This is a genomic window from Streptomyces sp. NPDC060031 (assembly GCF_042736805.1).
GTDB lineage: Bacteria > Actinomycetota > Actinomycetes > Streptomycetales > Streptomycetaceae > Streptomyces.
Genome location: NZ_JBHWVM010000090.1, coordinates 1 through 19,192 on the forward strand (window position 1 = coordinate 1; position 19,192 = coordinate 19,192).

General features: G+C 72.5%; 19 protein-coding genes and 1 riboswitch. Of the genes, 14 read left to right on the top strand and 5 right to left on the bottom strand.

The window, feature by feature from the left end:
• Positions 1-48: 48 nt before the first annotated feature.
• A complete protein-coding gene (locus ACFWB8_RS30025) occupies positions 49-684 on the bottom strand; it encodes a hypothetical protein (RefSeq protein ID WP_385233973.1) in 636 nt (211 codons plus the stop codon).
• A gap of 228 nt (positions 685-912) precedes the next feature.
• Between ACFWB8_RS30025 and ACFWB8_RS30030 the strand changes: the two genes are divergently transcribed.
• From ACFWB8_RS30030 to ACFWB8_RS30050, 5 genes are all read left to right on the top strand, one after another.
• Positions 913-1,776, top strand: a complete 864-nt coding sequence (locus ACFWB8_RS30030; protein WP_385233976.1) for a bifunctional methylenetetrahydrofolate dehydrogenase/methenyltetrahydrofolate cyclohydrolase — start codon at positions 913-915, stop codon at positions 1,774-1,776.
• Positions 1,766-2,410 carry a DUF3017 domain-containing protein gene (locus ACFWB8_RS30035; protein WP_385233979.1) on the top strand — a complete coding sequence of 215 codons (645 nt, stop codon included), beginning with the start codon at positions 1,766-1,768 and terminating at the stop codon, positions 2,408-2,410. The genes ACFWB8_RS30030 and ACFWB8_RS30035 overlap by 11 nt, the downstream gene beginning before the upstream one ends.
• Positions 2,411-2,700: 290 nt before the next feature.
• The gene (locus ACFWB8_RS30040) at positions 2,701-3,690 is read left to right on the top strand and encodes a malate dehydrogenase (RefSeq protein WP_385233982.1); all 990 of its coding nucleotides are present in this window, start codon (positions 2,701-2,703) and stop codon (positions 3,688-3,690) included.
• Between the two features lie 125 nt (positions 3,691-3,815).
• Positions 3,816-5,468 (top strand): hypothetical protein, encoded by a 1,653-nt coding sequence (locus ACFWB8_RS30045; protein ID WP_385233985.1) that lies wholly within the window; start codon positions 3,816-3,818, stop codon positions 5,466-5,468.
• Positions 5,458-5,844 (top strand): hypothetical protein, encoded by a 387-nt coding sequence (locus ACFWB8_RS30050; protein WP_385233988.1) that lies wholly within the window; start codon positions 5,458-5,460, stop codon positions 5,842-5,844. The genes ACFWB8_RS30045 and ACFWB8_RS30050 overlap by 11 nt, the downstream gene beginning before the upstream one ends.
• Positions 5,845-5,862: 18 nt before the next feature.
• On the opposite strand, the gene ACFWB8_RS30055 is transcribed toward ACFWB8_RS30050, so the two are convergent.
• The gene (locus ACFWB8_RS30055; protein ID WP_385233990.1) at positions 5,863-6,366 is read right to left on the bottom strand and encodes a carboxymuconolactone decarboxylase family protein; all 504 of its coding nucleotides are present in this window, start codon (positions 6,364-6,366) and stop codon (positions 5,863-5,865) included.
• A gap of 46 nt (positions 6,367-6,412) precedes the next feature.
• Here ACFWB8_RS30055 and ACFWB8_RS30060 point away from each other — a divergent pair, with 46 nt between their 5' ends.
• Positions 6,413-7,807, top strand: coding sequence for a PLP-dependent aminotransferase family protein (locus ACFWB8_RS30060; RefSeq protein WP_385233993.1), 1,395 nt, complete (start codon positions 6,413-6,415; stop codon positions 7,805-7,807).
• Here ACFWB8_RS30060 and ACFWB8_RS30065 read toward each other — a convergent pair.
• Positions 7,804-8,631, bottom strand: a complete 828-nt coding sequence (locus tag ACFWB8_RS30065; RefSeq protein WP_385234057.1) for a hypothetical protein — start codon at positions 8,629-8,631, stop codon at positions 7,804-7,806. The two genes, ACFWB8_RS30060 and ACFWB8_RS30065, sit on opposite strands and share 4 nt — an antisense overlap.
• 123 nt (positions 8,632-8,754) lie before the next feature.
• Here ACFWB8_RS30065 and ACFWB8_RS30070 point away from each other — a divergent pair, with 123 nt between their 5' ends.
• Together ACFWB8_RS30070 and ACFWB8_RS30075 are read left to right on the top strand one after the other, a co-directional pair.
• Entirely contained in the window at positions 8,755-9,057 is a 303-nt protein-coding gene (locus ACFWB8_RS30070) for a hypothetical protein (protein WP_385233996.1), read from the top strand.
• Positions 9,058-9,063: 6 nt separating this feature from the next.
• Positions 9,064-10,266: a glutathionylspermidine synthase family protein gene (locus ACFWB8_RS30075; RefSeq protein ID WP_385233998.1), complete on the top strand. Its 1,203-nt coding sequence runs from the start codon at positions 9,064-9,066 to the stop codon at positions 10,264-10,266.
• A gap of 17 nt (positions 10,267-10,283) precedes the next feature.
• Here ACFWB8_RS30075 and rocD read toward each other — a convergent pair whose 3' ends face one another.
• Complete coding sequence (gene rocD, locus ACFWB8_RS30080; RefSeq protein WP_385234001.1) at positions 10,284-11,489, bottom strand: ornithine--oxo-acid transaminase; 1,206 nt, start codon at positions 11,487-11,489, stop codon at positions 10,284-10,286.
• Positions 11,490-11,598: 109 nt separating this feature from the next.
• A riboswitch (ZMP/ZTP riboswitch) is annotated at positions 11,599-11,689 on the top strand.
• 35 nt (positions 11,690-11,724) lie between these two features.
• Here rocD and glyA point away from each other — a divergent pair.
• The 4 genes from glyA to ACFWB8_RS30100 all read left to right on the top strand — a co-directional run bounded on the left by glyA (position 11,725) and on the right by ACFWB8_RS30100 (position 16,358).
• On the top strand, positions 11,725-13,002 hold the full coding sequence (glyA, locus tag ACFWB8_RS30085; protein WP_385234004.1) for a serine hydroxymethyltransferase: 1,278 nt from the start codon (positions 11,725-11,727) through the stop codon (positions 13,000-13,002).
• 282 nt (positions 13,003-13,284) lie between these two features.
• Positions 13,285-14,298, top strand: coding sequence for a tryptophan--tRNA ligase (gene trpS, locus ACFWB8_RS30090; protein WP_385234007.1), 1,014 nt, complete (start codon positions 13,285-13,287; stop codon positions 14,296-14,298).
• A gap of 127 nt (positions 14,299-14,425) precedes the next feature.
• Positions 14,426-15,037 (top strand): 2'-5' RNA ligase family protein, encoded by a 612-nt coding sequence (locus ACFWB8_RS30095; protein ID WP_385234010.1) that lies wholly within the window; start codon positions 14,426-14,428, stop codon positions 15,035-15,037.
• A gap of 358 nt (positions 15,038-15,395) precedes the next feature.
• Positions 15,396-16,358 carry a YihY/virulence factor BrkB family protein gene (locus tag ACFWB8_RS30100; protein WP_385234013.1) on the top strand — a complete coding sequence of 321 codons (963 nt, stop codon included), beginning with the start codon at positions 15,396-15,398 and terminating at the stop codon, positions 16,356-16,358.
• Here the strand turns inward: ACFWB8_RS30100 and ACFWB8_RS30105 are convergent.
• Entirely contained in the window at positions 16,312-17,541 is a 1,230-nt protein-coding gene (locus ACFWB8_RS30105) for a D-alanyl-D-alanine carboxypeptidase family protein (protein WP_385234016.1), read from the bottom strand. The two genes, ACFWB8_RS30100 and ACFWB8_RS30105, sit on opposite strands and share 47 nt — an antisense overlap.
• Before the next feature lie 121 nt (positions 17,542-17,662).
• Between ACFWB8_RS30105 and ACFWB8_RS30110 the strand changes: the two genes are divergently transcribed.
• Both ACFWB8_RS30110 and ACFWB8_RS30115 read left to right on the top strand, forming a co-directional pair.
• Positions 17,663-17,923 carry an SCO4848 family membrane protein gene (locus ACFWB8_RS30110; RefSeq protein WP_385234019.1) on the top strand — a complete coding sequence of 87 codons (261 nt, stop codon included), beginning with the start codon at positions 17,663-17,665 and terminating at the stop codon, positions 17,921-17,923.
• Entirely contained in the window at positions 17,920-19,188 is a 1,269-nt protein-coding gene (locus ACFWB8_RS30115) for a metallophosphoesterase (protein WP_385234022.1), read from the top strand. The genes ACFWB8_RS30110 and ACFWB8_RS30115 overlap by 4 nt, the downstream gene beginning before the upstream one ends.
• Positions 19,189-19,192: the final 4 nt, after the last annotated feature.

Genomic DNA, 19,192 nt, shown 5'->3' on the forward strand with positions numbered 1-19,192 from the left:
CAGTCCCGCACCACTGCGGGGCGCGGCCTTCGCCGTCCGGATCCGGATTCAGTAGCGCGGGCGCTTGAACCAGACGGTGGCGCTGTTGTTGACCATGGAAGCCAGGATGATGCCGCTGATGGTCAGGCCGATGCCGGCGCCGAAGACCGCCGGCGCGATCGCCACCGCGTGGTCGCTGCCGACGGCGGTGCCGATGTTGCCGAGGCTGCCCAAGAGGCCCAGCGCCGCGTAGATGATCGTCATGACGCGGACCCCGCCCCGGCCCTTGGCGAACCTGGCGCCGAGGATGATGGGCAGCAGGGCGAAGGCGACCACCCCGATGCCGATGGCGGTGATGATTCCGCCCGTGAGCTCGCCGCTCGAGTTCGACACCTCCGAGGAGAGGATGACCCCGCCGAGGATCGCCAGGGCGCCGCCGATCAGCTGGAGGCCACCGATGATGAACAGCAGGACGCGCGCGGTCTTCATCAGGCCCGGCATCTGCACCGGGATGCCCGGGTAGCCGCCGGGGGCGACCGGGTACGCGGGGTAGCCCGGGTATCCCTGGGGGGCCGGGGCCTGCTGCTGCGGGTAGGCGTAGCCGCCCTGGGGCGGGACGCCCTGCGGGGCCTGCTGCGGGTAGCCGTAACCGGGCTGGCCCTGCGGCTGCTGCCCGTACGGGTTGTTCGGGTCGCCGAAGCTCATCTGGGGTGTTCCTCCGTGGAAGTGCGGGGACGCACGGCACGCGCGGAGGAATCACTGCGTTCGGTATGCGGCCCGCCCCCCGGCACTGCTCGCGGCACTCTTTCGGCCATCGTCGTCCGGTCGGAGCGGACTTGTCCAGCCGGTGTGCGACCGGTCGGTGACTTGTTGTGCAAGTGCAATGGAGGACGCGACTGGAACCAGGGCCACTCCATCCGGGAGGATGGACCCATGACCGCCCAGATTCTCGACGGCAAGGCCACCGCAGCCGCGATCAAGTCCGAACTGACCGCCCGCGTGGCATCGCTCAAGACCCGGGGCATCACCCCCGGCCTCGGCACCCTGCTGGTCGGCGACGACCCGGGCAGCCGCTGGTACGTCAACGGCAAGCACAAGGACTGCGCGGAGGTCGGCATCGCCTCCATCCAGCGCGAACTGCCCGCGACGGCCTCCCAGGAGGACATCGAGGCGGTCGTGCGGGAGCTCAACGCCAACCCGGAGTGCACGGGCTACATCGTCCAACTCCCGCTCCCCAAAGGCATCGACACCAACCGCGTCCTGGAGCTGATGGCCCCGGAGAAGGACGCCGACGGCCTGCACCCGATGTCGCTGGGCAGGCTGGTGCTGAACGAGCCGGGCCCGCTGCCCTGCACCCCGTACGGGATCGTCGAGCTGCTGCGCCACCACGACGTGGAGATCAACGGCGCGCACGTCGTGGTCCTCGGCCGCGGCATCACCGTCGGCCGCTCCATCGGCCTGCTCCTCACCCGCAAGTCCGAGAACGCGACCGTGACGCTGTGCCACACCGGTACGCGCAACCTCTCCGGGCTGCTGCGCCAGGCGGACATCATCGTCGCGGCGGCCGGTGTCCCGCACCTGGTCAAGCCGGAGGACGTGAAGCCGGGCGCGGCCGTGCTGGACGTCGGCGTCAGCCGCGACGAGCAGGGGAAGATCGTCGGAGACGTGCACCCCGGGGTCGCCGAGGTCGCGGGCTGGATCTCCCCGAACCCGGGCGGAGTCGGCCCGATGACCCGGGCCCAGCTGCTGGTCAACGTGGTCGAAGCCGCCGAGCGGACCGACACCAGTGCGGGCTGAGCGCGCGGCGGACCCGACCCCGGAGGGCGTCACGGGCGCCGCAGGGGGCACAGGCGGCACGAGCGGGACCGCGCCGGAAGCCTCGCCGTCCGGGCGGGCCCCGAAGGCACCCGCGGCCGCCGGGACGGCGGGCGCCGAAACGGCGGCTGCCGGGACCGCGGCCGGGACCGGGACCGCGGCCGGGACCGGGACCGGGACCGCGGCCGGGACGGAGGCCGCCGGGACCGAGGCCGCCGAGACCGGCGCCGCGAAGTCCCGGCGCTTCCCCTCCGTCACGCAGGACACCGCCCGCCCCGAGGGCGGTGGCCGGGCCGCGCCCGGGGACGCCCCCGCACCGGCCCGCCAGTGGCCGATGCTCGCCGTGCTCGCGGCGACCGCGGCCGGGCTGCTGTCCACCGCGACGGGGCACCCGCGCGTCGGCTGCCTGCTGATCGGCATCGCCCTGATCGCGGCGGCGGTGCTGCGGCGGATACTGCCGTCCGTGGGCATGCTCGCGGTGCGCTCCCGCTTCACGGACATGGTCACGTACGGGCTGCTGGGCGTGTCGATCACGCTGCTCGCGCTGGCCATGGAGCCCAAGGCACTGCTGGATATCCCGTTCCTGGAAAGCGCGGTCCGCTTCACCGTCCGCTAGTGCTGGGGCGGAAAGGTCCACCGGGTGAACCCGAAGCCCCCGAAACGGGTCGATCTTCGGGGTGAAACGCCCGCGAACTGCCGAAACGCAGGGGGAATCGGGCCGCCGGGCCTTCGAACCGCCGGTCCGTGTGCCACGCACCACACGGACCGGGGGGTTGGCCCGGTCCCGGGTCGGATAGCCTGACCGCGGATGTCTCTTCACGTCAAGATTCACAGGGTCGGGGAGCGGCGTCCTCCCAGCACATGGGGCGGGGACGCCCCACCGCCAGCTGTCTAACGGAGAAGGCCATGACCCGCACTCCCGTGAATGTCACCGTCACCGGCGCCGCCGGCCAGATCGGCTACGCGCTGCTCTTCCGCATCGCGTCCGGCCACCTGCTCGGCGCGGACGTGCCGGTCAAGCTCCGTCTTCTGGAGATCCCCCAGGGCATGAAGGCCGCTGAGGGCACCGCCATGGAGCTCGACGACTGCGCCTTCCCGCTGCTCAAGGGCATCGACATCTTCGACGACCCGAACCAGGGCTTCGAGGGCGCGAACGTCGCCCTGCTCGTGGGCGCCCGCCCGCGCACCAAGGGCATGGAGCGCGGCGACCTGCTCCAGGCGAACGGCGGCATCTTCAAGCCGCAGGGCAAGGCCATCAACGACCACGCCGCGGACGACATCAAGGTCCTCGTCGTCGGCAACCCGGCCAACACCAACGCGCTCATCGCGCAGGCCGCCGCCCCGGACGTACCGCGCGAGCGCTTCACCGCGATGACCCGCCTGGACCACAACCGGGCGATCTCGCAGCTCGCGCAGAAGGCCGGCGCCGACGTCTCCGACATCAAGCGCCTGACCATCTGGGGCAACCACTCGGCCACCCAGTACCCGGACATCTTCCACGCGGAGATCGCCGGCAAGAACGCCGCCGAGGTCGTCAGCGACGAGCTGTGGCTCGCCGACACCTTCATCCCGACCGTCGCCAAGCGCGGCGCCGCGATCATCGAGGCCCGTGGCGCGTCCTCCGCCGCCTCGGCCGCGAACGCCGCCATCGACCACGTGCACACCTGGGTCACCGGCACCGCCGCGGGCGACTGGACCTCGATGGGCATCCCGTCGGACGGCTCCTACGGCGTCCCGGAGGGCCTCATCTCCTCCTTCCCCGTCACCACCAAGGACGGCAAGTACGAGATCGTCCAGGGCCTGGACATCAACGAGTTCTCCCGTACGCGCATCGACGCGTCCGTGCAGGAGCTCGTCGAGGAGCGCGACGCGGTCCGCGAGCTCGGCCTGATCTGATCCACCGGAGCCACCCGCTCCACCGCTCCACCGCTTCACCGAGAACGCCCCGGCGGGCCCGCCCGCCGGGGCGTTCGGCGCATTCACGACTGTCGGTCCCCGTCACCATGGCCTAACTTGTGCCGGTGACAGACGCCCCCCTGCCCGGCAGGCCCCCCGTGGACCCCGCCTCCAGCGAGGCGGGCCGGCTGCTCTGCGCGGGCGCCTACCTCGACCGCGTCTTCCGCGACCGGGTCATCGAGGAGCTGTACGTCCACTCCGAGCGGATCGTCGCGCCCTCGTACGGCTTCGACGCGGCCCGGGTCCTCGCCCACGCGCTGCGCGCCCGCCGCCTCGAACTCGGCTGGGCCGCGCTCGTCGTGGCGCTCTGGACGCTCGCCCTCCTGCTGCTCGAACCCGTCGTCTTCCTCGTGATCCCCTGCCTGGGCTTGACCCTGACGGACTGGCTGGTCCGCCGGACGGCCGGGCGGGGAGCCTGGCACGCGCTCGCACGCCTGCTGCGCAACGCCGCCCGGGTGCAGCTGTTGGCCGTGCTGCTCGCCGTGACCGTACCCGGCCTGGCGGCGGCATGGATCGGGATACCCCTGCCGGAACCGGCGGGAGCGGCCGGCCTCGGTGCGGCGGTCTGCGGCTTCGGCGTGATCGGGTACATCGCCGAGCTGCGGCACAAGCACGTGGCCCGGATCCTGGGGGGCGAACTCTCCCCCCAGCGCTACGCGCAGGTGCACTCCGATCCCGCCGAGCACGCCCCCGGACCCCGCTTCCGCAGGGTTCGGGAGCGCATCCGCCGCGAGCAGCACCAGCCGCTGATCCTCTACAGCGTGACGAACCCGATGTGCGGGGCCGGCCAGCCCTTCCGCGCCTGGAGCCTGTCCGGGCTCGAACTGCGGCCGCGCGGCGATCTGCCCGACTCCCGGCAGCCGACGCCGTTGGACAACACCCAGATCCTCGGCACGATCAGGGAGGGACTCCAGGAACTGCGCGTCCCCGGCCCGAAGGACTCGCCGCAAGTCGAGGCGGCGGTATTGGACCGGCTGCGCGAGCTCGTGATCGAAGAGTGCGTCTTCGTGCCCGCCCTGGGGCTCCCGCACCGCGACGCGGGGCTGGAGGTCTTCCCCGGCTTCGACGAGCACCGCAGGACGGCCATCGAGGAAGCCGGTGAGAGACGGCGGCACTACCTGCGCATACGCGTGAGTGCCTGGGACGAGGGACTGGTCCTGAGCGTCTTCGTGCGGGTCCACACCCAGGGCGGGATGTTGATGGTGGAGTTCGCCCCGCACGTGCTCCTGCCCGTCCGTACGCTCTTCCAGTCCGCCGACGCGATCGCCGGCCGGTACCGCGGGGAGAGCATCCTCCGCCCGGTGTTCCGCTCCGTCACCCGGGCCGCGCACTCGCTCGGCGACGCCCTGATCCTGCTGGTGCGGGCGCAGGGGAGCACCTGGCGCCTGGTCACCGAGGACCCCGAGTGGCTCCGGCGGACGATCGGCCCCGAGGCCTCCGTCCGGGAGCTCGGCTCCGAGCCGAAGGCCTCGATCTTCCACGACATGGACATCGAACGCTTCCTGAAGGCGATTCAGGAGCGGGTGGTGGGCGGCGTCAGCAAGGCGCTGCACGAAGCCGGCTGGCAGACGCAGGAGTTCGAGCGGCAGACCATCCGGGTGGAACCGGGAGCGGTGTTCATCCAGTCCGTCAACAACAGTTCCTTCGGCATCGGAGGAACCAGTCACAACAGCACGAACAACCACCACGGAGACAAGGGGGCAGGCCATGGCGCCTGAGGAACAGGACCGCATCCCGGCCGTACGCCTGGGCAGCGTCGTCCGCAGCAGCTTCAGCATCGGCGGCTCCGGCAACCGCAACAGCGTGGTCAACCACGACCGGTCCGGTGCGGCGCAGGACGCGACGTACGAGGAACTGCGCACCGCCATCGCGGAACTGCGCGCCGACCTCGCCCGGCTCACCCCGCGCGCCGAGGTCGAGGTCCTGGACGCCGAGTTGGTCGAGGCCGAGAACGAACTGACCGCGTCCGGCACCGCCGGAGCCGGTCGGCTCGCCCGGGTGCGGGACGCGCTGACCTCGGCCGGCGGTGTCGTGGAGCTGCTGGCCTCCGGGGGCGCGGTCCTCGGGGCCGTCACGCAGTTGCTCGGCGGCTGACCGCGCCGTCGGCGCCCGTCAGGACTTGTTGGTGCCTGCCTTGTAGTGGCCCGGGGTCATGCGGGTGGTGACGCCGAAGCGGTTCCAGACGTTGATCGTCGCGATCAGGGCGATCAGGTGGGCGAGTTCCTGCTCCTCGAAGTGCTTCGCGGCCCGCTCGTACACCTCGTCGGGGACGAAACCGTCCGTCAGCACGGTCACGGCCTCCGTCAGCTCGATCGCCGCGAGCTCCTTCTCGGTGTAGAAGTGGCGCGACTCCTCCCAGGCGCCGAGGAGCACGATCCGTTCCACGCTCTCGCCCGCCGCCAGCGCGTCCTTGGTGTGCATGTCCAGGCAGAACGCACAGTGGTTGAGCTGCGAGGCGCGGAGCTTCACGAGCTCGATCAGGGTCGGGTCCAGGCCCTTCCTGGAGGCGGCCTCCAGGGCGCAGACGGCCTTGTACACCTCGGGGGCGGCCTTCGCCCACTGCATGCGGGGGGCCTGTTCGGGGGCGGTCTCGGTGGGGTGCAGGTGTGTGGTCATGTCCCCACCCTACGAAGCAGGCGGACCACCGATATGGTCCATATCCATGACGGAATCGTGGGCCACTTTCGGCGCGGACCTGCATCTGGAACTCACTCCCGGGCGGGGTCTGCGGGCCGGACTCGCCGAGTCTCTGCGCGAGGCCGCGCGCAGCGGGCGGCTGGCCCCGGGGACGCGGCTGCCGTCCTCGCGCTCGCTCGCCGCCGACCTCGGGATCGCCCGGAACACGGTCGCGGAGGCGTACGCCGAGCTCGTCGCCGAAGGCTGGCTGACGGCCCGCCAGGGCTCCGGTACGCGGGTCGCGCAGCGCGCCCGGCCGCGGCGCAGCGCGCAGGCCGCGCCGGTACGCCGTCCCGCGCGGCCGGGGCATGCGTACAGCCTGCTGCCGGGCACCCCGGACCTGAGCGGATTCCCGCGCGCGGCCTGGCTGTCGGCGGCCCGGCGGGCGCTGACCGACGCCCCGAACGAGGCCTTCGGGTACGGGAGCGACCCGCGCGGGCGCGTCGAGCTGCGCGAGGCGCTGGCCGGGTACCTGGCGCGGGCGCGCGGGGTCTACGCGGACCCGGAGCGGATCGTGCTCTGCGCGGGCTTCGTGCACGGGCTGATGCTGCTGGCGCGGGTGCTCAAGGCCCGGCGGGTCCGGGAGGTGGCGGTGGAGGGGTACGGGCTGGACATCCACTGGGGGCTGCTCTCCGGGGCGGGGCTGCGGACCCGCGCCATGGGCGTGGACGGCGCGGGGGCCCGTACGACGCGGCTGCCGGCGGAGGCCGGCGCGGTGCTGCTGACGCCGGCGCACCAGTTCCCCACGGGCGCGGCGCTCACCCCCGAGCGGCGGACGGCGGTGGTGGACTGGGCACGGACCACGGGCGGGCTGGTCCTGGAGGACGACTACGACGGGGAGTTCCGCTACGACCGCCAGCAGGTCGGCGCCTTGCAGGGGCTGGACCCGGACCGGGTGGTGTACCTGGGGACGGCGAGCAAGTCCCTGGCGCCGGGGCTGCGCATGGGCTGGATGGTCGTCCCGCCGTCGGCGCTGGACGAGGTGCTGGAGATGAAGGGGCGGGTCGACTGGACCTCCAGCGCGCTGGACCAGCTCACCCTCGCGGAGTTCATCCGCTCCGGCGCGTACGACCGGCACGTGCGGGGGATGCGGATGCGCTACCGGCGGCGGCGGGACGAGCTGGTCGCGGCCGTCTCGGGCCGGGTGGACGTCTCGGGCATCGCGGCGGGGCTGCACGCGGTGCTGGACCTGCCGCCGGGCACCGAGCGCGAGGTGATGCGGTCGGCGGCCTGGCAGGACCTGGCCGTACACCCGCTGTCGTCCTTCCGGCACCCGGACTCGGTGGTCCCGCCCCGCGAGGCGCTGGTCGTCGGGTACGGGACCCCGCCGGTCAGCGCCTGGTCGGCGACCCTGGCCGCGCTGGTCGCGGCGCTGCCCTAGGCAGTCGCCCCCGGCTCCTCGGCCGGGGGTTCGCCGAAGCGGGCCAGGGCCAGGGCTCCGGCGACGGCCACCACGAAGCCCGTCACCGCCAGCCAGGCCAGTCCCTCGCGGGGGCGGTCGCCGAGCCAGACCACGCCCACCGCCGCCGGGCCGATCGTCTCGCCGAGCACCAGCCCGGCCGTCGCCGCCGTCACCGAGCCGCGCTGCAGGGCCGAGGTGAGCAGCAGGAAGCCGGCGCCCCCGCCCAGCAGCAGTGCGTACAGCGCCGGGTTGGTGAGCGACGGCCCGTCGATGAGGCGGACGGACACCTCCACCACCCCGAAGCCCGTGCCGGCCGCGAGGCCCAGCACCAGGGCCCGGGGCCGGTCCGGCAGCCCGCCCGACACCGCTCCCACCAGCAGTACCAGTCCCGCCACGGCCAGCAGTCCCAGCTTCAGCTCCAGCGACCCCTTCCCGGAGCCCTCCTCCCCGGACGCCAGCCCGAGCATGAGCAGCCCCGCGCAGACCACCGTGACGGCGGCCCACTCGCTCCTGCTCAGCCGCGTCCCCAGCAGCCGCGCCGCGACCACCGCCGTGACGGCGAGGCTGGCCGCCAGCGCCGCCCCCACCGCGTAGATCGGGATGTGCCGCAGCGCCACGATCTGCAGGACGAAGCCGACCCCGTCCAGCCCGAGTCCGGCGAGGTACCGCCACTGGCGCAGGGCCCGTAGCAGCAGGGCGGTGTCCACTCCGGAGCCGGTACCCGGCTCCGCCGCCCGCGCGGCCACCGCCTGGAGGACCGACGCCGTACCGAAGCAGACCGCCGCACCGAGCGCGCAAATCATCCCAATGAGCACGAACCGACTGTAGGTGAAGGGTGTGACCAGGGTATGGCGACGGCCGGATTCCATCGGTCCGGGGCACCGCTCTACTCTGTCGGCAGCACGCCACCAGGGGAGCCGCCACAGATGGACACCAGCAGCAGTACCAACCAGCGCCGTATGCGCTCCGGCACCGTCGCGCTCGGCGGCATGGGCCTGCTCGCGGCGGCCCTGGTCGCCTGCGGCAGCAGCAACGAGCCCGACAAGCGCTGCGCCGACCGCGTCACGATGGAGAAGCTGAACACCAAGGAGTGCAAGAGCGGCGGCCGCGGCTCGTACTACTACGGCGGCAGCACCGCCAACAACCGGGTCAGCGGCGGCAGCTTCGACAAGTCGGCGGTCACGCGCGGCGGCATCGGCGGCAGCCACACCGGCTCCAGCGGCGGCTGATCCCCGATGGAACGCCACACCATCGAACCCCGCCCGGACTGGCAGCGGACGGTGGAGGAGCAGGGGCTGATCTACCCCCTCACCCGCTACCCCGACGACACCCTGCGCCCGTACTGGGACGAGAGCGCGTACTACTCCTTCTCGCTCCCCGAGGTCGAGGCGCTGGAGAACGTCGTCGAGGAACTGCACGCCATGTGCCTGGCGGCCGCCGCGCACATCGTCGAGCACGACCGCTTCGCGGACCTCGGCATCACCGACCCGCAGCTCGCGGTCCGCATCGCCGAGTCCTGGCGGCGGCGCGCCGAACAGCCCTCCCTGTACGGGCGGTTCGACCTGCGCTACGACGGCTCCGGCAGCCCGGCCAAGATGCTGGAGTACAACGCCGACACCCCGACCTCCCTCGTGGAGGCGGCGAGCCCGCAGTGGTTCTGGATGGAGGAGCGCTTCCCCGGCGCCGACCAGTGGAACTCCCTGCACGAGCGCCTCGTCGACGCCTGGCGCCGGCAGGCGGAGCTGCTCCCGCCCGGCCCGCTGCACTTCGCGCACTCCGAGACCGACGAGCTCGGCGAGGACCTGATGACGGTCGCCTACCTCCAGGAGACCGCCGAGCAGGCGGGCCTGGAGACCGAGGCCCTCTCCGTCGAACAGATCGGCTGGGACAGCCTGTCCGGCCGGTTCGTGGACCACAAGCTCCGCTTCATCCGCAGCTGCTTCAAGCTCTACCCGTGGGAGTGGCTGGCCGCCGACGAGTTCGGCCCGCAGGTCCTCGGCACGTACGACCACGGCGGCGGCTCCGGCTCGACCGTGTGGATCGAGCCGATGTGGAAGATGCTGCTGTCCAACAAGGCGCTGCTGGCGGTCCTGTGGGAGCTCTTCCCGGAGCACCCGAACCTGCTGCCCGCCTACCTCGACGGACCGCGCGAGCTCGCGGAGGCCGGCGGCATCGGGTACGTCGCGAAGCCGCTGCTGGGGCGCGAGGGCGCCGGGGTGACGCTGCACCCGGCGGACGGGAGCGGCGAGCCGTTCGTCCCGGTCGAGGGGGAGGCGTACTGCTTCCAGGGCCTCGCCCCGCTGCCCGACTTCGACGGCAACCGGGTGGTGCTCGGCGCGTGGGTCGTCGAGGACGAGGCGGCGGGGCTCGGCATCCGCGAATCGGCGGGGCCGGTCACGGACGAGTACGCCCGCTTCCTGCCCCACGTCATTTTGTGAGACGCGGCATCCTCTGATCAGGCGGACAGCACCGACCTGAGCTGGTCCAGGCCCCAGTCCAGGTCCTCCTTGGTGATCACCAGCGGCGGCGCGATGCGGATCGTGGAACCGTGGGTGTCCTTCACCAGCACCCCGAGCTCCATCAGCTTCTCGGAGATCTCCCGGCCGGTCCCGAGCGCCGGGTCGATGTCGACGCCGGCCCACAGCCCGCGTCCCCGTACGGCCGTCACCGCGCCCCCGCCGACCAGCAGGTTCAGCTCCCGGTGCAGGTGGTCGCCGAGTTCGGTGGCGCGCTGCTGGTACTCGCCGGTGCGGAGCATCGCGATGACCTCCAGGGCCACGGCGCAGGCGAGCGGGTTGCCGCCGAAGGTGGAGCCGTGCTCGCCCGCCTTGAACACGCCGAGCACGTCCCGGTCGGCGACGACCGCGGAGACGGGCACGACCCCGCCGCCGAGGGCCTTGCCGAGGATGTACACGTCCGGCACGACGTCCTCGTGCTCGCACGCGAAGGTCCTGCCGGTGCGGCCCAGGCCCGACTGGATCTCGTCCGCCATGAACAGGACGCCCCGCGCGCGCGTCAGTTCCCGTACGCCGCGCAGGTATCCGGCGGGCGGCACGAGGACTCCCGCCTCGCCCTGGATCGGCTCCAGCAGTACGGCCACGGTGTTCTCGGTGACGGCCGCGGCGAGCGCGGTGAGGTCCCCGTACGGGACGATCTCGAAGCCCGGGGTGTACGGCCCGAAGTGGTCGCGGGCGTCGTGGTCGGTGGAGAAGGAGACGATCGTCGTCGTGCGGCCGTGGAAGTTGTCGGCAGCGACCACGATCTTGGCGTGGCCGTCCGGGACGCCCTTGACCTCGTAGCCCCACTTGCGGGCGGTCTTCACGGCCGTCTCCACGGCCTCCGCGCCCGTGTTCATGGGCAGCACCATCTCCTTGCCGCACAGCGCGGCGAGTTCGGTGCAGAAGTCGGCGAAGCGGTCGTGGTGGAAGGCGCGGGAGGTGAGCGTGACCCGCTCCAGCTGGGCGCGGGCCGCGTCGAGGAGGCGGCGGTTCGCGTGGCCGAAGTTGAGGGCCGAGTAGCCCGCCAGCATGTCCAGGTACCGGCGGCCCTCCACGTCGGTCATCCACGCGCCGTCCGCGGTCGCGATGACGACGGGCAGCGGGTGGTAGTTGTGCGCGCTGTGCGCGTCGGCGGAACGGATGGCATCAGCAGTTGTCGACACGGGGTCTCCGATCGTCCGTCAGGCCTGTGACGAGGGTGGCGTCACCCTCCATCCTCGCTCGTATACCGGACGGAGAAACCTTTCTCGTGGCGCGCCCGCTAAGGTGGCCGGTACGCACGACGACTGGCGCACGGAGAACCGACTCCGGGGGAGTCGTGCGGGCACGACCGCACACAGGGCCGCTCGCCTGGGCCTCGCGGGGACGAGATCTGACATCGACCCCGGAGGAGCCGCCATGACCGCGCGCCAGCCGTCCGCCCATCCCGCCCTTTTCGCGACCGACCCCGAACTGGCGTCGTTCGTCGCGGCGGAGGAATCCCTGCAGGCCGAGACCCTGCGCCTGATCCCGAGCGAGAACTACGTGTCCGCGGCGGTGCTGGAGGCCTCCGGCACGGTGCTGCAGAACAAGTACAGCGAGGGCTACCCCGGCCGCCGGTACTACGAGGGCCAGCAGAACATCGACCGCGTCGAGGCGCTGGCCGTCGAGCGGGCGAAGGGCCTGTTCGGGGTGGACCACGCGAACGTGCAGCCGTACTCCGGCTCGCCGGCCAACCTGGCGGTGTACCTGGCCTTCGCGAAGCCCGGCGACACCGTGATGGGCATGGCCCTGCCGATGGGCGGGCACCTGACCCACGGCTGGGGCGTGTCGGCGACGGGCTCGTGGTTCCGGGGCGTGCAGTACGGGGTCTCCGCCGGGACGGGGCTCATCGACTACGACGCGGTGCGCGACCTCGCGCTGGCCGAGCGGCCGAAAATCATCTTCTGCGGTGGCACGGCGCTGCCCCGGACGATCGACTTCGCGGCCTTCGCGTCCATCGCCGAGGAGGCGGGCTCGATCCTGGTGGCGGACGTGGCGCACATCGCGGGCCTCATCGCGGGCGGCGCGCACCCGTCCCCGGTGGGCCACGTGGACGTGATCTCCACGACCACGCACAAGACCCTGCGCGGTCCTCGCGGCGCGATGCTGATGTGCCGGTCGGAGCACGCGAAGGCGATCGACAAGGCGGTGTTCCCCGGCCTCCAGGGCGGCCCGCACAACCAGACGACGGCCGGTATCGCGGTGGCGCTGCACGAGGCGGCGCAGCCGTCGTTCGTGTCGTACGCGCACGCGGTCGTCGCCAACGCGAAGGCGCTGGCCGCGGAGCTGCTGGCCCGGGGCTTCGACCTGGTGTCGGGCGGTACGGACAACCACCTGATCCTGATGGACCTGACGTCGCGGGACGTCCCGGGCAAGGTCGCGGCGAAGGCGCTGGACCGGGCGGGGATCGTGGTGAACTACAACACGGTGCCGTTCGATCCGCGCAAGCCGTTCGACCCGTCGGGGATCCGGATCGGTACGCCGTCGCTGACGTCGCGGGGGCTGTCGACGCAGCACATGCCGGTGGTCGCGGACTGGATCTCCCGTGCGGTGGACGCGGCCGCGAAGTCCGACGAGGCGGCCCTCGCCGCGGTCCGTGCGGAGGTCGCGGACCTGATGTCCGCCTTCCCGGCCCCGGGCCTGCCGCAGCCGTAACCCCGCGCCGCCGTTGCCGGGGGCCGGCCCCCGGACCCCCGCGCCTCAAACGCCGGCGGGGCTGGATCTTGGCTGTTGCCGTCTGCTTCGTGCCGCACCGTCTCCGCCGGAGACGGGAAAGCGGTCGCTTGCTCCGGGCAAGATCCGGCCGCGCGGCTACGCGTGAGTACGGGCACGGGCGCCCGCGCCGCCCGGGGCGCGGGGGCGGCCCCGGGCCGGGCCCCGCCCGGATCCGGCCAGCGCAGGGGCGGAGCCCCGTCCCGCACCTGAGAGAATGAAGCCATGGCTTCTGATCGTCCTCGCGCGCTCTCCGGTATCCAGCCCACCTCCGGTTCGTTCCACCTCGGGAACTACCTCGGAGCCATCCGCCAGTACGTGGCCCTGCAGGACACGCACGACGCCTTCTACATGGTCGTCGACCTGCACGCGATCACCATGCCGCAGGACCCGAAGGATCTGCGGGCCAACACCCGGCTCTCCGCCGCGCAGCTCCTCGCGGCCGGGCTGGACCCCGAGCGCTGCACGCTCTTCATCCAGAGCCACGTCCCCGAGCACGCGCAGCTCGGCTGGGTCATGAACTGCATCACCGGCTTCGGCGAGGCCAGCCGGATGACCCAGTTCAAGGACAAGTCCGCCAAGCAGGGCGCGAGCAACGCCACCGTCGGCCTCTTCACGTACCCGATCCTCCAGGTCGCCGACATCCTGCTCTACCAGGCGGACGCCGTGCCCGTGGGCGAGGACCAGCGCCAGCACATCGAGCTGACCCGCGACCTGGCCGAGCGCTTCAACCAGCGCTTCGGCGACACCTTCACCCTCCCCGCGGCGCACATCGTCAAGGAGGTCGCGAAGATCTACGACCTCCAGGACCCGTCGATCAAGATGTCGAAGTCGGCGTCCTCCCCGAAGGGCCTGATCAACCTCCTCGACGAGCCCAAGGCCACCGAGAAGAAGATCAAGAGCGCGGTCACCGACACCGAGGCCGTGATCCGTTTCGACGCCGTGGAGAAGCCCGGCGTCAGCAACCTGCTCACGATCTTCTCCACGCTCACGGGCGAGAGCATCCCCGCCCTGGAGGCCCGCTACGAGGGCAAGGGCTACGGCGCGCTCAAGACCGACCTGGCCGGTGTGATGGTCGATTTCGTCACACCGTTCAAGCAGCGCACCCAGGAGTACCTGGACGACCCGGAGACCCTGGACTCCCTGCTGGCCAAGGGCGCGGAGAAGGCGCGGGCGGTCGCCGCGGAGACCCTGGCGCAGGCCTACGACAGGCTGGGACTCCTCCCCGCGAAGCACTGAGCGGAAGAGGGCCCTGGCGATCTGGGGGGTGCTGGCGCCACACTGGGGCGGCAGCACTCACACAGGCAGCGCGCGACCGGCACTCAGGCAGCGCCCGATGACCGGAACGACGACGGAGGAGAGACTCGTGGGGACCGTAACGCTCGGCGTTTCGATCGCGGTCCCGGAGCCGTACGGCAGCCAGCTCCAGGAGCGGCGCGCGGGCTTCGGGGACGCTGCCGCGCACGGCATCCCCACGCACGTCACCCTCGTGCCGCCCACCGAGGTGGAGGCGGACCGGCTTCCGGAGATCCGCGCCCACCTCGCCGACGTGGCGGCGTCCTGCCGCCCCTTCCCGATGCGGCTGGCCGGCACGGGCACCTTCCGCCCCCTCTCGCCGGTCGTCTTCGTCAAGGTCGTCGAGGGCGCCACGGGCTGCACCCGCCTCCAGGGCCGGGTCCGCGACCCCGAGGGTCCGCTCAGCCGCGAGCTGGCGTTCCCGTACCACCCGCACGTCACGGTCGCCCACGGGATCTCCGAGGAAGCGATGGACCTGGCGTTCAGCGCGCTCGCGGAGTACTCCGCGGACTGGGTCTGCCGCGGATTCGCCCTCTACGAGCAGGGCTCGGACGGGGTCTGGCGCAAGCTCCGCGAGTACCCCTTCGGCAGCGGCCCGACGGGCGTCCCGGCACAGCTCGGCTCACCGACCGCGACCGCCGACTCCGTCGCCGCGGCCGAAGCGGCCGTACGCCCCTCCTGACGGAGCGGGCGCAGGGTCAGGCGAGCGGTGCGCCGGGCGCGGAATCTCAGCCTTCGCAAGACCAAGGTGTGGAACGGACGGGCCGTCGGATGAAATGTCACCCGGTAACCGTAGGTTGCCGGAGGCTTTTGGCCGGGGACGAATCCGGCTTCTCGCGTGGCGCGGCCGGGACCGGGTCGGCCACTCGTTCGGGCGGACGGCCGGGGTTCCGGCGTGGGTGGCGCGCTGGGGCTCTGGTTTTTCGAACCATGGCGGCATTGACAGAGGCCGGCAACCGTGTGCGGGGCCGTCTCCTCCCCCCGTAGCGCCCAGCAGCGGCAATCCCGGCTATTTCCAACAGCTCGTTTACGGTGACGGTATGGACTGGCTGAGGAAGCTCCCGGTGATCGGGCCCCTGGTGGCCGCTCTGATGCGGACCCACGCGTGGCGGTCGTACCAGCGACTCGACCGCGTGCACTGGACCCGGCTCGCCTCCGCGATCACCTTCATCAGCTTCCTCGCGCTCTTCCCGCTGATCACCGTGGCCGCCGCCGTCGGCGCCGCGCTGCTCAGCGACGAGCAGCTGGAGCGGCTGCAGCGCAACCTCGCCGAGCAGGTCCCCGGCATCTCCGACCAGCTCGACCTCGACGCCCTCGTCGCGAACGCGGGCACCGTCGGGCTGGTGGCGGGGGCCGTGCTGCTCTTCACCGGCATCGGGTGGGTCGGCTCGATGCGGGACTGCCTGCGCGCGGTGTGGGACAAGGACGACGAGGACGACGGCAACCCCTTCGTGCGCAAGGGCAAGGACGCGCTCGTCCTGATCGGCCTCGGCGGCGCGGGCCTGGCCTCGGCCGCCGCCTCGATCGTGGGCGCCAGCGCCGTCGGCCGCCTCGGCGGCTGGCTGGGCATCCCGCAGGACGGTGCGGGGGGTGCGCTGCTGCGGGTCGCGGCCTTCCTCGTCGGCGTGCTGGCCGCGTTCCTGCTGCTGCTCTACGTCCTGACCCTGCTGCCCGGCGTCGAACCGCCGCGCGCCCGCCTGCTCCAGGCCGCGCTCATCGGCGCGGCGGGCTTCGAGCTGCTGAAACTGCTGCTCAGCGGCTATATGCGCGGGGTCGCCGCGAAGAGCATGTACGGAGCCTTCGGCGTGCCGATCGCCCTGCTGCTGTGGATCAACTTCACGGCGAAGCTGCTGCTCTTCTGCGCGGCCTGGACGGCGAGCCGCGACGACGCGGACGGCGAGGGGGCGCAGGACCCGGAGCCGGAGCCGGAGCCCGCCGCCGAGGACGCCGGGCCCGTCACGCCGACCCGCGGCCCCGGCGCCCCCGCGGCCAGCGGCGGTTGACGGCGAAGGCCCCGCCCGCGAGCACCGCGAGCGCCCCGCCCGCGATGCCGAGGGCGGTGCCGATCCCGCCGCCGGCGCCCCCGCCGGCCGCCGACGCGTTGTTCTCGTGCGACTGAGCGGGGGAGCCCTGCGAGGTCGTGTCCGCGCTCTTCGGCGGGACCAGCTCGCCCACCGGCTTGACCTTCCCCTGCGCGGCGAAGCCCCAGTCGAAGAGGTCCGCGGTCTCCTCGTACACCGAGTTGACGCCACCGGCGCCCGGGTTCATCACCGTGACCAGCAGCTTCTTGTCACCGCGCTGGGCCGCGCCGGTGAAGGTGGAGCCCGCCATCGTCGTGTTGCCGTTCTTGACCCCGGCGATGCCCTTGTACGGGGAGATGCCGCCCGCGCCCGTCATCAGCCGGTTGGTGTTCTGGATCTCGAAGTAGTCGCGCGGCTTCCCGGTCTCCTGCAGGCCGGGGAACTTCGCGCTGGACGTGCCGCAGTACTCCCGGAAGTCCTGCTTCTGCAGGCCCGAGCGCGCGATGAGGGTGAGGTCGTACGCGCTCGACACCTGGCCGGGCGCGTCGTAGCCGTCCGGGGAGACCACGTGCGTGTCCAGGGCCTGGAGCTCCTCGGCGTGCGCCTGCATGTCCTTGACGGTCTTGTCGACGCCGCCGTTCATGGCGGACAGCACGTGCACGGCGTCGTTGCCGGAGCGCAGGAACACCCCGAGCCACAGGTCGTGGACGGAGTACTCGTGGTCCTCCTTGACCCCGACCAGGCTGGAGCCCGCACCGACATCCGACAGCTCCTGCTCGGTGACCTTGTGGACCTGGTCCTTGGGGAGGCTCGGGAGCACGGTGTCCGCGAAGAGCATCTTCATGGTCGAGGCGGGCGGGAGCCGCCAGTGCGCGTTGTGCGCGGCCAGGACCTTGCCGGTCTCGGCGTCGGCCACGATCCACGACCGGCCCGTCAGGTTCGCGGGCAGGGCGGGCGCGCCGGGCAGCAGGTTCACCTGGGTGCCGGGCTGGCCGAGCGAGGCGCCGCCGACCGTGGACATCGAGGCGGGCGGGGCGAGCGCCTTGGGCGGCTGCCCCTTCCCGTCCGCCGGCGGTGTCGGCGCGGCGTGGGCGGGCGCCACGAGCATCGCGGGGACCAGCAGTGCGGCGGAAAGGACCGTCAGCGCGGTCTTGCTGGCAGACACGCAGGTGAAAGTACATCCCGACCGGCTGCACGCCGTCACGGACCGGCCAACCCGCCGCAACCACCGCCGGGACAGCCCACCCCGGCGCGTCCGTACCGGGGACGGACCAGATACTGGGGGCATGAGACTCAGCCGTGCCGCTTCCTGGTTCCTGCTCGCCTTCGGGGTGTGGAGCTGGTTCATCTGGGTGTCTTTCGTCCGGAACCTGTGGAAGAACGGCAGTGGTCTGGCATTCGACGCGACGGGTGACCCGACGGCGTACTTCTGGGTCCACCTTCTCCTGGCTGTGTCCTCCTTTCTCCTGGGGACGGCCGTCGGAGTGATCGGGTTGCGTGGGGTACGGGCGCTGCGGCGCGAATCACGTAGGGGCGCCGCCGCGTGACGATCGTGCTGGTGGTGGTCGCGGTGGCCGCCGTCCTGGCGCTCCTCGCGCTGGTCCACCGCTGGCTGTGGATCCGCCTGGTCCGCGATACGACGGCCCCGGGCGGCCCGGCCCGGCGCGCGGGCACGGCGGTGGCCGTGGCGCTGCCGGTGCTGGCCCTGGCCGCGCTCGTCGCGGGGCGGGCGGGGGCTCCGTTCTGGCTGGAGCGGGTGGTGGCGTGGCCGGGGTACCTGTGGCTGGCGGTGCTGCTGTATCTGGCGATGGCCATGGCGGTGGCCGAGCCCGTCCGAGCCGTGTGGCTCCGCCGGTACGCGGCCCCGGCCCCGGCCCCGGCCGCGGCCGCGGCGGTGCTCCGGGGCTCCGCCCCGGACTCCGCGCCTCGAACGCCGGCGGAGCCGAGTGGTGCGGCGGCGGGGCCGGATGGTGAGGGTGCGGCGGGGCTGGACCGGCGGGTCTTCGTCGCGCGGGTGCTCGGTGGGGCGGCTGTGGCCGTGGCGGGCGGGACCGTCGGGAACGGGGCGTACGGGGTGCTGCGCGGGCCCCGCGTCAAGCGGGTCCAGGTGCCGCTGGCCAAGTTGCCGCGGGCGGCGCACGGGTTTCGGATCGCCGTCGTCAGTGACGTGCACCTCGGGCCGGTGCTCGGCCGCGCGCACACCCAGCGGATCGTGGACACCGTCAACCGGACCCAGCCCGACCTCATCGCGATCGTCGGCGACCTCGTCGACGGCAGCGTGCACGACCTCGGCCCGGCCGCCGAGCCGCTGCGCCTGCTCCGCGCGCGCCACGGCTCGTACTTCGTCACCGGCAACCACGAGTACTTCTCCGGCGCGCAGCAGTGGGTCGACCACGTCCGCGAGCTGGGCCTGACCCCGCTGGAGAACGCCCGCCACGCGCTGGCGCACTTCGACCTCGCCGGGGTCAACGACGTCCAGGGGGAGAGCGAGGGCCACGGCCCCGACTTCCGGGCGGCCCTCGGCGACCGCGACCGCACCCGTACCGCGGTCCTCCTCGCCCACCAGCCCGTGGTCATCCACGACGCCGTCCGGCACGGCGTCGACCTCCAGCTCTCCGGCCACACCCACGGCGGCCAGCTCTGGCCCGGCAACCACGTCGCCGAGCTCGCCAACCCCACCGTCGCGGGCCTGGAGCGGTACGGGGACACCCAGCTCTACGTGTCCCGCGGAGCCGGTGCCTGGGGGCCGCCGGTCCGGGTCGGGGCGCCGTCGGACATCACAGTCGTCGAACTCGCCTCATATCAGGCCTGAACGG